Here is a 15046-nt window from a genome sequence, read left to right on the forward strand (position 1 = left end):
TGTCAGGCCTCGGACGACGGATCGTCGGTTAGTGCGGCCAACCGGTCTTTTGTCTCGACCCATTCGCCAGCAGCGCGTGGCTCGTAGGTCGTCGTCTCAAACGCTGACTCGACCAACTGCCGCCCGGTTTCGATGTCCGGGACTGTTCCGGTGGCGACGGCCTGCGTGAGGACGTTGCCCACTGCCGTCGCTTCGACCGGCCCAGTCGACACCGGACGGTCGGTAGCGTCCGCGAGTAGCTGACAGAACAGTTCGTTTCGGACGCCCCCACCGCCGAGAACGATCCGCGACGGCGGGTCCTCGGCGATTGCTGCGAGCGCGTCGAGTTCCAGCGCCGTCTTCGCGGCAAGACTATCGAGGAGACAGCGGACGATACCGCCCTGGCCTGTCGGGACCGGCTGGTCCGTTTGGCGGCAGTAGGATCGAATCTGATCGGGCATCGGCTCGTCGATGCCGAAGGTGTCGGCGTCCGTATCGACGAGCGCGGTCCGTGGTGGGGCCTCCTCGGCGGCCGCCAGCAGTTCCTCGTAGTCGACCGGCTTGCCCGCCTCGCGCCACGCTTCGCGGCATTGTTCAAGCAGAAAGAACCCGTTGATGTTCTTCAGGAGCCGAACGGTTCCGTCGACGCCGAGTTCGTTCGAGACGGCGTGCTCGAAGGCGGCGTCAGTCCGGACCGGCTCGTCGCGCTCGATGCCGAGAATGAACCACGACCCTGTGTTGAGGAAGGCGGCGTCTTCGACCATCGGGAGGCCGGCGACGGCCGCCGCGGTGTCGTGGCTCGCCGGCGTCACGATTTCCGGCGTCGAAGTCAGGCCCGAGACGATGGCGTCGTCGACAGCGCCGAGGGCCTGACCGGGTTCGGACAGGTCGGGGAGCAGGCCCGTCGGAACCGATAGCTCGTCGAGCAGGTCAGTGGCCCACGTTCGGCGCTCCGGGTCGACCATCTGTGTGGTCGAAGCGATCGTCACTTCGCCCGCTGGCTGTCCCCCTATCCGCGCGGAAAGGAGCTGTGGCATCATGAGCAGGCCGTCGCTCCGTTCGAGGAGTTCCGGCTCGTGCTCGGCGATAGTGTGAAGCTGCCACAGCGTGTTCGGCGTGTTCCAGTTCGTGATGCCGGTCGCGTCGAACAACCGCCGCTTCCCGACGGCATCGAACACTCGTTCGCGCGTGGCCGTCGACTCGGGGTCGCGGTAGGAGACCGGGTCCCGGAGCAGTTCGCCGTCGGCCAAGAGCCCGAAGTCGAGCCCCCACGTATCGATACCGACCGTATCGAGGTCGTCGGCGTAGTCGTCAGCGGCCCGAATCCCGTCTCCGATGTGGGCGACGAGCGCATCCACGTCCCAGACGTAGCGGCCGTCCCGTTCGACGGGTCGGTTGTCGAACCGATGGACTTCCTGCACGGCGAACGACGACTCGGTCACCTCGCCGAGAAACACCGTCCCACCGCTCGCGCCGATGTCGATAGCGACGTGGTTCATGGGTCAGTCGGGAGAGTCACTGCCCGTAGCTGTCGAGTTTGTCCGCCAATCGGTCGATCTCTTCGTCCGGGAGGATTTCCGGTTCGCCGATGGCTCGGGCCTGGTGATGGATGCGTGCGCAGTACTCGACCATCAGCGCGACCGTGTAGGCGTCATCCAGCGACTCGTCGGCTGTCAACACGCCGTGGTTGCGCAACAGCGTGGCGTTGAACGACTCGCCCAGCGCGTCGACAGCGGCCTCGCCGAGTTCCTCGGTCGCGTGAGTTCTGTATTCGGCAACTGGAACCTCTGTCCCGGTGAACGAGAGGAGGTAATGTGAGGCCGGAATCGCCTCTCCGAGCGAGGCAAAGGTCGTCGCGTACGGGGAGTGCGTGTGGACGACGCCGCCGACCGCGGGTCGCTCACGATAGACAGCCAGATGCATCGGGAGCTCCGTCGACGGCTCGATATCGCCTTCGACGACAGTGCCGTCCGTGTGGACGACCGGAACGTCCTCGGGCTCGATCTCCCCGTAGGGGATTCCCGACGGGCTGATCGCGATATGGTTCTCGTCGAGTCGGGCACTGAGGTTTCCACCGGTGCCGGTCGTCAGGTCGTCTTCGAGCAGGCTGCGGCCGTAGTCGCAGATAGCGGTACGCGTCTCGTAGTGTGAAATGTCTTGATCTGTCATCTGTTGTGTGTCGTGTGTTGTTGGGTGACTGCGGCGAGTGAGGACAGCTAGGGGCTCGTCTTCACTCGGCGGGCTTCATCTGTTCTTCGAGGGCCAGCTCGGCATCCTCACCGAGCTGGCGCTGGTGGATCGTCTCGCCGCTGGCGGGATCGAACAGGTGGACATCCTCGTCGGGAATCTCCACGTAGACGTGCTGTCCTTCGCTGATCGGGCGCTGGCCATCCGTCTCGACGATAAACGTCTGGTCGTGGCTCTGTGACCGGGCCTGCAGGTAGACGTAGGAGATGCTTCCCATCGGTTCGACGACATCGACGACGGCCTCGAACTCGTGGCCCGAGTTCGCCCGGTCGTGAAGCGTCATGTCCTCGGGCCGGATACCGAGGACGAGTTCGTTTCGGCTCCCGACGGCGGACTGCATCTGTTCGGTCAGGTCGAAGTCGAAGCCGTCCGCCCGGAGCGTGCCGCCCTCGACCGCCCCCTCGAAGAAGTTCATCGATGGCGAGCCGAGGAAGCCGGCGACGAACTGGTTGGCCGGCCGGTAGAAACACTCCAGTGGCGTTCCAACCTGCTGGAGTTCCCCGTAGTTGAGGACGACGAGCCGGTCGCCCATCGTCATCGCCTCGGTCTGGTCGTGGGTGACATACAGCGTCGTCACGTCGAGGTCGTTCTGGAGCCGGTTGATCTCGGTCCGCATCTCCGCCCGGAGCTTCGCATCCAGGTTCGACAGGGGTTCGTCCATCAGGAACACGTTGGGGTCCCGGACGATGGCCCGCCCGAGCGCGACGCGCTGCTGTTGTCCGCCGGAGAGTTCGCCCGGCCTGTCGTCTAACAGCATGTCGATATCCATCATCTCGGCGGCCGAGGTGACGGCTTCCTCGATCTCGTCGTCGGACATGTCCGTGGACATTTTCAGTCCGAACGACATGTTCTCCTCGACGGTCATGTTGGGGTACAGCGCGTAGTTCTGGAACACCATTGCGATGTCCCGGGCGCGCGGGCCGAGCTGATTGACGAGGTCGTCACCGATGTGGATGTCGCCTTCCGTTTGCGTTTCCAGCCCCGCGACGATGCGCATCAGCGTCGACTTCCCGCTCCCGGACGGCCCGACGAAGACGATGAACTCGCCGTCGCGGATGTCCAGGGAAACGTCGTCGACCGCAACGATCGATTCCTCTTCGTCGCCGAACCGTTTCGTAACGTCGTCGATTGTGATACGAGCCATTAGCGTGCCTCCGTGTCGCGGCGACTGCTCCCCGCCGCAGGGGTGTGGTTTGCGGGCGATACCTGTTGCGGTACAGATCCTGGAGTCATTCCTTGATCACCACGCCGAAGCTGAGTCCGGCTGCGAGGTACTTGTTGACCGCGATAAGGAAGATCACGACGGGGACGATCATCGCCGTCGAGGCGGCCGCGAGCATCCCCCACTCGATCGAGCGGGAGCCGATGAACGAGTAGACGAACAGCGTCACCGGCACGGCTTCGAAGCTCGTCAGCACGAGCCCGAACAGCAACTCGATCCAGGCGAAAATGAAGCTGATGATGGCGACCGAGAAGATCCCGGGCTTGGCCGCCGGGAGGACGACCTTCCTGAAGCCCTGGAACTGGGTCGCGCCGTCGACCCGGGCCGCCTCCTCTAGGGTCTCGGGGATGCCGTCGAAGAACGCCTTCATCACCCAGACAACGAGCGAGAGGTTGATGCTGACGTACATCAGGACCATCCCGATGCGCGTGTCGAACAGGTTGAGCTCCCGGAAGATGATGAAGAAGGGGAGCACGACCGCGATGGGCGGGAGCATCCGCGAGGAGAGTATCCACACGAGCACGTCCCGCTCCATCGGGATGTCGTACCGCGAGAGGACGTACGCGGCGGGCACGCCGATCAACAGCACGAGGACGACCGACGCCGACACCATAATCAGGCTGTTGGCGAAGGCCTCGACGAACCCGGAGTCCTGAAACAGTTGGATGTAGTTGTACACCGTCGGCAGGAAGATCCAGTCCGGCGGCAGCGAGTTCGCTGTTCCGGGCGGCTTCAGCGACATCGAGGCGAGCCAGTACAGCGGGAACAGCACGATGAACGACCACGTCAGCAAGATGGTGTGGCGAACGGCCGTGACGAGTGTCTCCCGCGTGTCCTTGTCGAGGCGCTGTGACGCGGTTGCAGAGTCGCCGTCTGTCGTTGCCATCAGTCCCACACCCCCTCGAAGCCGACCTTCGCAATGATGATGTTACACAGTGCAACGACGAGGACGAGGTAGACGATGGCGATGGCTGCGGCCACCGTTATTTGGTTGTTGATGAACATCTGTTCGTAGATGTTGATGCTCACGAGCTGGGTCGCCGTCCCTGGTCCACCGCCGGTGAGCCCGTACACCACGCCGAACGTCCGGAACAGGTCGATCAGCCGGATGAGCGTCGCAACGAACACGACCGGCTTCATGTAGGGGATGATGACGTGGACGTAGCGCCGCCACATCGGCGCGCCGTCGACGCGTGAGGCCTCGATGAGCGTCTTCGGGACCGACGAGAGGCCGGCGTAGAAGATGATGAACATGAACGGCGTCCAGTTCCACGCGTCGAGGAGAATAACCGTCAGCAGCGGAATGTCCGAGAGGAAATTCGGCGCTGCGAACGGCGTACCGGTGTTTATGACGTAGGGAATGATGCCGATCTCGCTGTTCAGCATGATCCGGCCGATAGTCGCTAGCGAGACGGGTGCGACGGCCATCGGAATGATGAACAGCACCCGATAGAACGACTTCGTCCGGTCGGAGCCGACGCCGGCGACGAGCGCGGCCAGGACGAACCCGAGGACCGTTTCGAGGAGCAAGGCGCTGACGACGACGGTAATCGTAATGACGAACGAGTGGATCGCGCCGCCGCGGGTAAAGGCCGTCTCGAAGTTCTGCAGGCCGACGAAATCGGCCGCGAATATATCGAGTGTCGGCTCCGCGATCAGGCTGAGATACAGGTCGTAGGCACCGGGGAAGAAGGTGATCATCACCATCACCGCGACCATCGGAGCCATGAACCAGTACGGGAGGTAGTCGTTCCACAGGTCCCGGAGCCTGGCGAAGGTCGATTTGGATGTCGTTTCCGTTTGCGTTGGTGTACTCATTGGTGAGGTAGTGTTGTGGCTCGGATAGGACTGGGTTTCAGTTGCTGTAAATGTCCTCGGCAATGGTCGCAGCCTGCGTCATCGCGTCCTCGGCGGACTTCTGGCCGGCGATGGCGCGCTGCAGTTCCTCGGAGTAGCGCTGGCCCCATTCCGGGTACTTCCGGTCGAAGGGGTCCGGGGCCGCCGCCTGCAGCGATTCGAGCGTGACCTGCGCGAAGTTCTCGCCCACCTGCGAGCGGAACTCGTCGTTCTCCCAGACGGACTGGCGGACGGAGAACGCGGCGTCGCCCTCGATGTGCATCCAGGTGTTGGTCGGCTGCGAGGACGCCCACACCATGAACAGGAACGCCTGCTCAGAGTTCTGGGCGTTTTTCGACGTGGAGATCTGCCAGTTGAACGCGTTGGGCGAGAACTGGCCGTCTTCCGGACTCGGCACCTTTGCGATACCGATGTTGTCCGCCACCGAGGAGTCAGAGCCGGTGAGCCCGGGCCAGAAGAGGTTCGCATCGGAGACGATGTGGCCGGCACGTCCCTCCTGCATCGTCGAGAGCACGTCCGACCAGGTCTGGGTCGAGGCCCCTTCGGGACCGTAGTCCTGCAGCAGGCTGACGTACCATTCTGCGGCATTGATGACGCCGTCGGAATCGAGGCCGGAATCGTCGGGGAAACTGTCCCACAGCTGTGCGCCGTTCTGGCGCAGGAACGTGTTCAGGACGTAGATGTTCATCCCGTATCCCTTGTCGCCGCGGCCGACGGTACCGACGACATCCGACTCGTTCTCGTGGATGGTCTGTGCGTTCTGGCGGAACTCTTCGAGCGTCTCCGCGACCTCCAGGTCGTGTTTGTCGTAGAGGTCCGTGCGGTAGAACTGCGTCTGAACCTCGACAGTGATCGGCATCCCGGTCCAGGTGTCGCTGTAGCCGCCACCGTGGGCCTGCCACCGCGATGCTTCAAAGAGGTCGTCGGTGTTGTACCAGTCTTCGTCGAAGAGGCTCTCATCCTCGAAGAACGGGTCGAGCGGCTGGATCCAGCCTTCCTCACGGAACTGGTTGACGACCTGGTCCATGTAGAAGACATCGAACTGTCCAGCCCCGGTGCTCACGTCGGTCTGGCGCTTGGTTCGGAACTGCTGTTCCGGCAACACGTTCCAGACGACATCGATGCCGGTCAGCTCCTCGAAGACCGGGACTGCTGGCTTGATGGCTGAAACCCATGGGTGCTGGACGGCACCAATATTGATCGAGGAGCCTTCGAACTGCCGCCAATCGATATCGGCGTCCTCGTACTCGCTCAGAGGAATCGCCAGCTCACCGTCGCCGCTACTGGTGCCGTCGGTACCGGTCCCGCCGTCGCTGCCACCACTGGAACCGTCACTCCCGCTACCGTCGCCACCGTCGCCGCCTCGCGTACAGCCCGCGAGACCGCCGAGTAGTCCGACACCTGTCGCTTTCAGAAATTTCCGCCTGTTGGGTCTGGTCATGTCAGTTGGCCTCACCCCGTACCGAATTACCGATAGATAATAAAGGTAATCATCTGTAACGTAGAATACCCATCTCGGTCGGAGAAGATAGATGTAAAGCAGCGGTCGAAGCCCCGAGAAGTCGGTTTTGGACCGCGTGCGGGGAACCGTGGCAAGATTTTAATATGCGGTCCGAAAACATCGATAGTACGGATCGACGCCGAGTCCGCTGTGTACGCTCGCCGTTCAACTCGACGATGCGGCCGGTGACGGCGGACGACGGCACAACCTACTCATGACCCGAGCCACACCAATGCACGGCCGAAGTACCGATGCAGTGACGACCACGCTCCGCCACAGGGAGGACGACTGATGCGTGCAAGCACATTGACCGATGTCGGCGAGATTACTGTCGAAGAGCGGGATCGACCGGACCCAGCGGACGACGAGGTCCTCGTTCAGGTCGGTGCCTGCAGTGTCTGTATGACCGACTATCACATGTACCACGGCACCTTCGCCGCCGAAACGCCGCTTGTCTTGGGCCACGAGGGGGCCGGAACCGTCGCGGAAGTCGGGTCCGATGTCGACAGCTTCTCCGTCGGAGACCGCGTCGCCATCAACCCCACCGTTCCCTGTAACGCCTGTTCGTACTGCAAGAAGGGGGAGACGCACCTCTGTGAGAACAACACGAGCATCGGCGGTGCCGGTGACACCATCCTCGACGGGGCCTTCGCCGAGTACGTCCGCGTCCCGGCTATCAACGTCGAGGACATCGGCGAGATGTCCTTCGAGCGGGCCGCCCTCGCCGAACCACTCGCCTGCTGTGTTCACGGTGTCGAGCAGGCCGATATCAAACCGGGCGACAGTGTCGGGATCATCGGTGCGGGACCCATCGGCCTGTTACTCCTGCAGGCGTTCCGCAACGCAGGGGCTGCCCCAATCGTCGTCTCCGAACTCGACGACGAACGGCGCGAACTGGCCGCTGACCTCGGTGCGGACGCGGTTGTCGACCCCAACGAGGAAGACCCGGAGACGGCGATTCCCGAAGCGGCCGGCGGGCCGGTCGATGTCGGTGCTGAAGCAATCGGGCTCGTCCCGACAATCAAGCAGGCCAACGCCGTGACAGCGCCCGGCGGCTTGACGCTCATCTTCGGCGTCCCCGATCAGGAGGCGACGATGGAGATCAGTCCCTTCGACGTTTTCTTCGACGAGGTCGACTACCGGGGGTCGTTCTCACTGACGACTGAGGACTTCGAGCGAGCGGTGACAATGCTCCAGCACGACCGCATCGACGCCGAGCGGCTCATCACGGAACGCATCGGCCTCGATGACCTTCCGACGGCCTTTGAACGGATGGGTAACGCCGAGGGGCTGAAGAAAGTCGTCATCCCGGGTGACGGCGAGTAAGCGAGTTCCACCATGTCGATACGGCTGCTGACAACGCTGTCGTCGTTGTGCTTGGCGACAGAGCCGGTACGGGTGCAACAGACGGATTCGAAGCCCCAGCCGCTGCCGTGTCAGCACTTTGTAGAATAGGAAACGATACTACCACTTCCGAAACGGTCTGGCTAGCCTGATAGTGATTCTTGTAGCGATTTACCGGTACGGGCCGACCCTCCAGGGGCGGCGCTATCCGGAAATAATCGACAAGAATCACTATGAGTCCTGTTTACCTCGGATTGTGATCTAACTCCGAGGCGTGATAGCGTTCTGTAGAGAAGAACAAGTAAATTCCGCGGGCTGTAGATCGTAATAACCCAATTAATGCTGATAGATGGTGAACAATTTCCTATGTGGATAGTTCACATGAGAATATTTGTTCTGTTCTGATGAACAGCCTTTTTATCTGTCCGGTTGTATGATCGGTAACATGACCGACGAACCCAAATATGCTGTCGAAGCGACCCAGACATCGTTGGCTATTCTCGAAGCGCTGGTAGATTCGAACGATCCCGTTGGCGTCACGGCGCTCGCGGATATCGTCGGCGTTTCAAAGAGTGTCGCCCACAACCACCTTTCGACACTGCGTGCGGCCGGGTACGCAGTCAAGCGGTCGGACCGATACGAGGCGTCGCTCCGGCCGTTGGCTCTCGGTGAGCGAACGCGTGACGGGTTCGGTTTCTATCAGGCGGCCAAACAGCAACTGGACAATCTCGCGGCGGCGACAGGGGAGACTGCGACGCTGTTTGTCCTCGAAGAGCGGGGCGGGGTGCCGGTGTCGATCTCCGAACCCGAGGGCGGCTGGTCCGCGCCGTTCCATGCGGGCGAACGACTGCCACTCCACGTAAACGCCCCGGGAAAGGCGATTCTAGCGTCACTAGCGAGTGATCGCGTGGATAGGATACTCGACGAGACGGATCTCGTGGCCCCGACAAGCGCGACGATCGTGGACCCAGCGGAACTCACCGACGAACTGCGCCAGATCCGCGATGACGGTGTTGCGTTCTGCAGAGGTGAACAATACGAGGGGATTATCGGCGTTGCTGCCCCGCTCCCGCAGATCAACGGTAGCCGGACTGCCGCACTGGGTGTCTGTGGTCCCGTTAACCGTCTGAACGGACGATACCTCCGAGAAGATATCACTGGACAAGTTCTCAGCACGACGAAGTCCATACAGGTCGACCTCACAGCGAATTGAGCGGTCGAAAACCTGGTTCGAAATCATAACGTGTGTACCACTGTTATTCCCCGCATCTAGCACCCCACCCGTTTGACTGCACAAGAGCTGCGTGGTAGTCCAAGCATTCGAAGAGAGTAGCGCCAGTTACGAAGTCGGTGTCCCTGCCAGGATGCCTACCGCCAGCGTAAAACTACCGACGGACGCGGGTCCGATTCCACAACAGGCCCAATTCCTTTAAATAGAACAGTATTTTGCATAAATGTACTTGCTCACTCCAGGATCAGTGCTGCCCTCACGGACGACACATCCCAGCATGCACAATGAACAGCCGAATGGTACGGTAGAGACAGTATATCGTCTGAAACCCGAACTCGCTTACAGAACGGTAAAAAATAGATTCTGGAAGCCTAAGACCAGAGTTGTCGTATCGTTCTATACAATAGAACGACGGTGATATCAGTAACCACTGGCATGTGTTCGGTAGCCCGTTCGATATCGTCACAGCGGGAGACCTACCGCGGAAGCGACAGAGGTCGATTCTAGTGACAATTGTTATACCATCGTGTCCAGAATCAAAGCGTATGTCACATCGAGTTGCTGTTATCGGCACCGGTACCGATCCAGATGACCCCGACCAAGACGGCTACGCGATGGCGTATCACCACGCCGCGGCCTACGAGAAACTCCCCGCGTGTGACCTCGTCGCGTGTGCTGACATCGTCCCCGAGAACGCCGAAGCGTTCGCCGACGAGTTCGATATCCCGGACGAGAACGTCTTCGAAGACTCCGACGGACTGCTCCGGGAAGTCGAACCCGACATCGTCTCCGTGTGTGTGCCCCCGTCAGTCCACGCCACCATCGCAATCGACTGTATCCGTTCAGGTGTCGTGGAAGCGGTTCACTGCGAGAAACCGATGGCCGACAGCTACGGCGGGGCACGCATGATGGCACAGGAAGCCGCCCACCACGACGTGCAACTGACGTTTAACCATCAGCGGCGGTTCAGTGACGCGGTCAGAACGGCGAAGGAACTCCTCGATACCGGCGAAATCGGCGACCTCGAACGGATCGAGTTCGCGGCCCCGGTCGGACTCTTCGATTACGGCACACACTCGTTCGACCTCTGTAACTACTTCAACGATGAGGTCCCGGCCGACTGGGCGATGGGGCAGATCGACTACAGCGAGGAGAACGTCCTCTTCGGGACGCACAACGAGAACCAGGCCGTCGTTCTCTGGGAGTACGAGAACGGCGTCACCGGTCTCGCAACGAGCGACAGCACGGACACCGGCGGTCCGACGAACGCGGTCGGCTGTCACCACCGATTGATCGGTACCCACGGGACTATCGAACTCGGGCCGTCCGGCGATAACGACGAGAGTCTGCCGACGCTGCGAATCCGCCGTGCCGGGGACGAGGAATGGGAATCGGTCCAGACCGAAGACGGGCTACACGACTGGGCATTCATCGACCGCGCGATTGCCGAATCCGTCCGCTGTCTCGAAGCCGACGAGGAACCGGAACTGAGCGCGGAGAACGCGCTGAACGCGACCGAGTTGATCTTCGCCGCCTACGAGTCATCTCGCCGACGCGGTCGTGTCGACTTACCGCTCGATATCGATGACAACCCGCTCGAAGCGATGGTTGACTCTGGAGCCCTGTCTCCTGCCCCGACCACGGGAGAGGAATGAATGCCGCGCGTATCAGTCTGCCTGGAGATGGTGTACGACGACGAGCCGTTCCACGAGCGAATTACCCGGGCCGCCGAGGCGGGGGCCGATGCCGTCGAGTTCTGGGACTGGCGCGGGAAGGACATGGACCGTCTCGACACCGTCGCAGCGGATGTCGATATTCCCATCATCAGCTGTGTCGCAGGCGGGACGTTGACTGACCCCAACGTAACTGACGAGGCCGTCGAGACGCTACGCGAATCGATTACGATGGCGGGGGACCGAGATATCCCGACACTCATCGTGACGACCGGGCCAGACCAGGAAGAGATCCCACGGACGACCCAGCACGAGACCATCGTCGAAACCCTCTCCCGTGTCGCGTCCGACGCCGAATCGGCAGGCGTGACGCTCCTGCTGGAGCCGTTGAATACGGCAGTCGACCACCCCGACTACTACCTTGCGTCATCCGACGAAGGCTTCGAGATTATCGACGAAGTCGACTCGCCGAACGTCGGGTTGCTGTACGATGTGTATCATCAACAGATCACCGAGGGCAACGTCATCCAGACCATCACGGCGAACATCGACCGAATCGGGCACATTCACGTGGCAGACGTACCCGGACGGAACGAGCCCGGCACCGGCGAACTCAACTACGAGAACGTCTTCGCGGCGATAGACCGGACGGAGTACGACGGCTACGTTGGATGTGAATTCTCGCCGGTCGGCGATGCCGATGCAGCCATGGCCGACGTGCTGGACTGGCGTTGACGGGAGTGGCGCGGACCTGCCGGCCACTCGTCGCTCTCACTTGTTCCGTGACACGCGCTCGACGAACTCTTCGGGCAGATCGCTGATTTCGCCGGCCTGTACCTTCCAGAGGTTCGCATAGAGCCCGTCCTCGTCTAGCAAGGCTTCGTGACTCCCCCGCTCGGCGATTTCGCCGTCATCAAGGACGAAAATCGTGTCCGCGTCGCGAATCGTCGATAGCCGATGGGCGATAACGACCGTCGTTCTGTCGACGGTTATCTCGTCGAGTGAACGCTGGATGAGCATCTCAGTCTCGGTGTCGACATCGCTGGTCGCTTCGTCCAAAACGAGAATCTCGGGCTCCGAAAGGACGACGCGGGCGAGAGCGATTCGCTGGCGCTGCCCGCCGGAGAGCTTGACGCCTTCCTCGCCGACCGCAGTTTCGTACCCGTCGGGGAGTTCGGTGATGAACTGATGCGCCTGTGCAGCTTTCGCGGCCGCCACAACGTCGGCATCGCTCGCGTCGAACGTTCCGTATGTGATATTCTCCTTGACAGTCCCCCCGAAGAGGTAGTGCTCCTGACTGACGTAGCCGATAGTGTCACGGAGACTCGACAGCGTCACGTCGCGGACATCGTGGCCGTCGACGCTGACTGACCCTTCGTCCGTCTCGTACATCCGCATGAGCAATCGGACGACAGTGGACTTGCCCGCACCGGTGGGGCCGACGAACGCGACAGTCTCGCCCGGGTCAATGTCGAACGAAATCCCGTTGAGGACGTACTCCTCGTCGGGTTCGTACCCAAAGCACACGTCGTCGTACTCGACATGGCCCGCAACCGCGGTCAGTTCTGTCGCATCCGGCAGGTCTTCGATGGCGACGGGCATGTCCATGAGGCCGACGACGCGTTTCCCGGATGCGCGTGCGTTCTCATACTGCTCGATGATGACGGCGATCTGCTTGAGCGGCCCGGTGAACCGCTGGCTCATGAACAGAAACGTTACCAGCGAGCCGACGGTGAGCGAGCCGCTGAAAAGCGGCGGCGGCCCGACGACGACCCAGTAGCCGCCGATGAGAAAGGTCGCCGCGAACGACAGGTTCGTAATGAGGTTGCTTCCCGGGTGGTACAGCGTGTTCAGCTTGATTCGCTCCCAGTTGGTCTCGAAGTAGCGGGCAGAGACAGCCCTCACGCGCCCGGATTCGTATGCCTCGGTCGTCATCGTTTTGATGAGGGTGATGCCGCCGAGATTGTTTTCGAGCCGGGTGTTCATACCGCCGACGCTCGACCTGATAGCGTCGTAGATCGGCTCGACACGCCGCATGAACCACAGCGTGAACACCGTGAGCAACGGCACCGCTCCCAGCGTGACGACTGCGAGCTGCCAGTTCAGATAGAGGAGTATCGCGGTGCTTCCGGCGAGTACCGTCCCGATGCGGACCGCCCTGGTGAGCGCGTCGTCGAAGAACTGCTCGAAGTTGGAAATGTCGTTGTTCAGGATGCTCATGAGTTCGCCCTTCTCGTGGCCGTCGAAGAAGCGAACGTCCAGGCGCTGGATCTTGTCGTACGTTGCCGTGCGAACGACGTGCATCAGATGGTGCGTGAAATAGTCGACGGTGAGCATCCGGACCGTCGCGAGCAGACTCGTGAGCAGGTAGCACCCGAAAATGATGCCAAAGGAAAACCACAGCTGTCCTACTCGCGTCGGTGGCACTGCTCCGGCAGGGACGAGCGGCAGTTCGTACGGTATCGAATCCGTGAACACGGCGTCGATGGCGACACCGAGGATGAACGGCGGCACCAGCGACGCCGCACGCTCGAACAGCCCGGCGAGGAGCCCCACCGAGAACCACCCGCGACGACTGTGGCTGAACTGCGTGAACAGACGCAGCAGCGGCCACTCGATCACGTCACGGTACTGCTCCAATCGGTACTCGCTATCGGGCACTGTTCCAGTAACCATCGCGTCCGGTCGTGCAAATAGTTTGGCCCGTCGGGGACCGATAACTTCTCTCTCGCTGCATTAACGACCCCGCACTGTCGCGTAGCTTTTTCAGCCGGGGCCCCGTTTGCCGGCACAGATGGGAGACAAGTTACAACAGGGGCCGAATGCCGGTCGAACGCTACCGTCGGAGTGCGAGCGATACGAGGACCCGGAAACCGGCGCAACGATCACCCGGTTGACCACGGAGCCAACGGCCGACAGTCGACACCTGTACTTCACCGAGCCGGGCTGGTACGACAATGGTCGTCGACTGCTCGTTCGCTCTGACCGCGACGAAACACAGGACCTCTACTCGGTCGCGCTCGACTCTGGCACGATAACGCAGCTGACGGACCTCCCGGAGCCTATCAGCGGCATTACCCGTATGCCGACCGACCCGGTCGCGCTGTTCTGGTGTGACGACTTCCTCGCCGCACTCGACCTCGATTCCCTCGGGCTGAGGACACTGTACGAGCTTCCGGATGGATACAACGGAAGCATCGCTGCGGGGACGGCCGACGGAGCGCGGGTCGTCACAGCCCTCTCCGAACAGCTCGACATCGAGCGGGAGTCGGACGCCAGGGAGCAGTGGATCGCTGACCGCATGGAGGCAGGCCCACACTCGAAGGTCCTCTCGATTCCGCTAGAAGGGGGTGAGCCGACGGTCCACGTCGAGGATACCCGGTGGCTCAATCACGTCAACGCGTCGCCGACCCGACCCGAACTCGTCACGTACGCCGAGGAGGGGCCGTGGGAGCGAGTCGAGCGTATCTGGGCACTGAATCTCGAAACCGACGAGACGTGGCCGGTCCGTCCGACCGACGATCACGAGGCCGTGGGACACGAATACTGGCTCGCCGACGGCGAGACAGTCGGGTACCACGGCTGGCGGGGCAGCCGCGACGACCCCGACCCGTTTTTCGGTCATATCCGATACGACAGCACGCAACAGAACGAGTGGCCGGCACCGGATATCTACACCCACTTCCACAGCAATACGCGCGAACTGGTCGTCGGCGATGGCACGTATCGCGGCGTGCCGTTCGTTCTCCTGTGGCGGTGGGCCGAAGATACCGACGGCTACACAACACCCCGAAAGCTCGCCGTTCACGGCTGGAGCGGGGATGACGACGTTCACCCTCACTCGCGGATGCGTCCGGACGGGAGGCACGTCGTCTTCGATAGTTCCCGGGGCGGAACCGGCAGCGATGTCTACCTCGCTGAAATTCCCGAATCAGTCGACGAGCTACCGCGATTCACCGGAGGGCGTGACTAGCTTAGTCTCGACAGCCCGG

General features: G+C 61.8%; 12 protein-coding genes. 5 read left to right on the forward strand and 7 right to left on the reverse strand.

Going from position 1 to position 15046, the window contains the following annotated elements; translation table 11 throughout:
* Positions 1 to 2 precede the first annotated feature (2 nt).
* From Harman_RS18925 to Harman_RS18950, 6 genes are all read right to left on the reverse strand, one after another.
* Complete coding sequence (locus tag Harman_RS18925; protein WP_137685260.1) at positions 3 to 1478, reverse strand: rhamnulokinase; 1476 nt, start codon at positions 1476 to 1478, stop codon at positions 3 to 5.
* Between the two features lie 16 nt (positions 1479 to 1494).
* A complete protein-coding gene (locus Harman_RS18930; RefSeq protein WP_137685261.1) occupies positions 1495 to 2148 on the reverse strand; it encodes a class II aldolase/adducin family protein in 654 nt (217 codons plus the stop codon).
* Positions 2149 to 2209: 61 nt separating this feature from the next.
* Complete coding sequence (locus tag Harman_RS18935) at positions 2210 to 3370, reverse strand: ABC transporter ATP-binding protein (RefSeq protein WP_137685262.1); 1161 nt, start codon at positions 3368 to 3370, stop codon at positions 2210 to 2212.
* A gap of 85 nt (positions 3371 to 3455) precedes the next feature.
* Entirely contained in the window at positions 3456 to 4334 is an 879-nt protein-coding gene (locus Harman_RS18940) for a carbohydrate ABC transporter permease (protein ID WP_137685263.1), read from the reverse strand.
* Entirely contained in the window at positions 4334 to 5266 is a 933-nt protein-coding gene (locus tag Harman_RS18945; protein ID WP_137685264.1) for a carbohydrate ABC transporter permease, read from the reverse strand. The genes Harman_RS18940 and Harman_RS18945 overlap by 1 nt, the downstream gene beginning before the upstream one ends.
* Positions 5267 to 5303: 37 nt before the next feature.
* Entirely contained in the window at positions 5304 to 6746 is a 1443-nt protein-coding gene (locus Harman_RS18950) for an ABC transporter substrate-binding protein (protein ID WP_137685265.1), read from the reverse strand.
* Between the two features lie 351 nt (positions 6747 to 7097).
* Here Harman_RS18950 and Harman_RS18955 point away from each other — a divergent pair, with 351 nt between their 5' ends.
* The 4 genes from Harman_RS18955 (at position 7098) to Harman_RS18970 (ending at position 11789) form a co-directional block, all read left to right on the forward strand.
* A complete protein-coding gene (locus Harman_RS18955; protein WP_137685266.1) occupies positions 7098 to 8132 on the forward strand; it encodes a galactitol-1-phosphate 5-dehydrogenase in 1035 nt (344 codons plus the stop codon).
* Between the two features lie 463 nt (positions 8133 to 8595).
* Positions 8596 to 9363 carry an IclR family transcriptional regulator gene (locus Harman_RS18960; RefSeq protein WP_137685267.1) on the forward strand — a complete coding sequence of 256 codons (768 nt, stop codon included), beginning with the start codon at positions 8596 to 8598 and terminating at the stop codon, positions 9361 to 9363.
* A 563-nt stretch (positions 9364 to 9926) separates the two neighbouring features.
* The gene (locus Harman_RS18965) at positions 9927 to 11036 is read left to right on the forward strand and encodes a Gfo/Idh/MocA family protein (RefSeq protein ID WP_137685268.1); all 1110 of its coding nucleotides are present in this window, start codon (positions 9927 to 9929) and stop codon (positions 11034 to 11036) included.
* On the forward strand, positions 11037 to 11789 hold the full coding sequence (locus Harman_RS18970) for a hydroxypyruvate isomerase family protein (RefSeq protein WP_137685269.1): 753 nt from the start codon (positions 11037 to 11039) through the stop codon (positions 11787 to 11789).
* Between the two features lie 36 nt (positions 11790 to 11825).
* Here the strand turns inward: Harman_RS18970 and Harman_RS18975 are convergent, their stop codons facing one another.
* Positions 11826 to 13730, reverse strand: a complete 1905-nt coding sequence (locus Harman_RS18975; RefSeq protein WP_137685270.1) for an ABC transporter ATP-binding protein — start codon at positions 13728 to 13730, stop codon at positions 11826 to 11828.
* Between the two features lie 118 nt (positions 13731 to 13848).
* Between Harman_RS18975 and Harman_RS18980 the strand changes: the two genes are divergently transcribed.
* The gene (locus tag Harman_RS18980) at positions 13849 to 15027 is read left to right on the forward strand and encodes an oligogalacturonate lyase family protein (RefSeq protein ID WP_137685271.1); all 1179 of its coding nucleotides are present in this window, start codon (positions 13849 to 13851) and stop codon (positions 15025 to 15027) included.
* Positions 15028 to 15046 lie beyond the last annotated feature (19 nt).

This window comes from Haloarcula mannanilytica, from assembly GCF_005406125.1.
GTDB lineage: Archaea > Halobacteriota > Halobacteria > Halobacteriales > Haloarculaceae > Haloarcula > Haloarcula mannanilytica.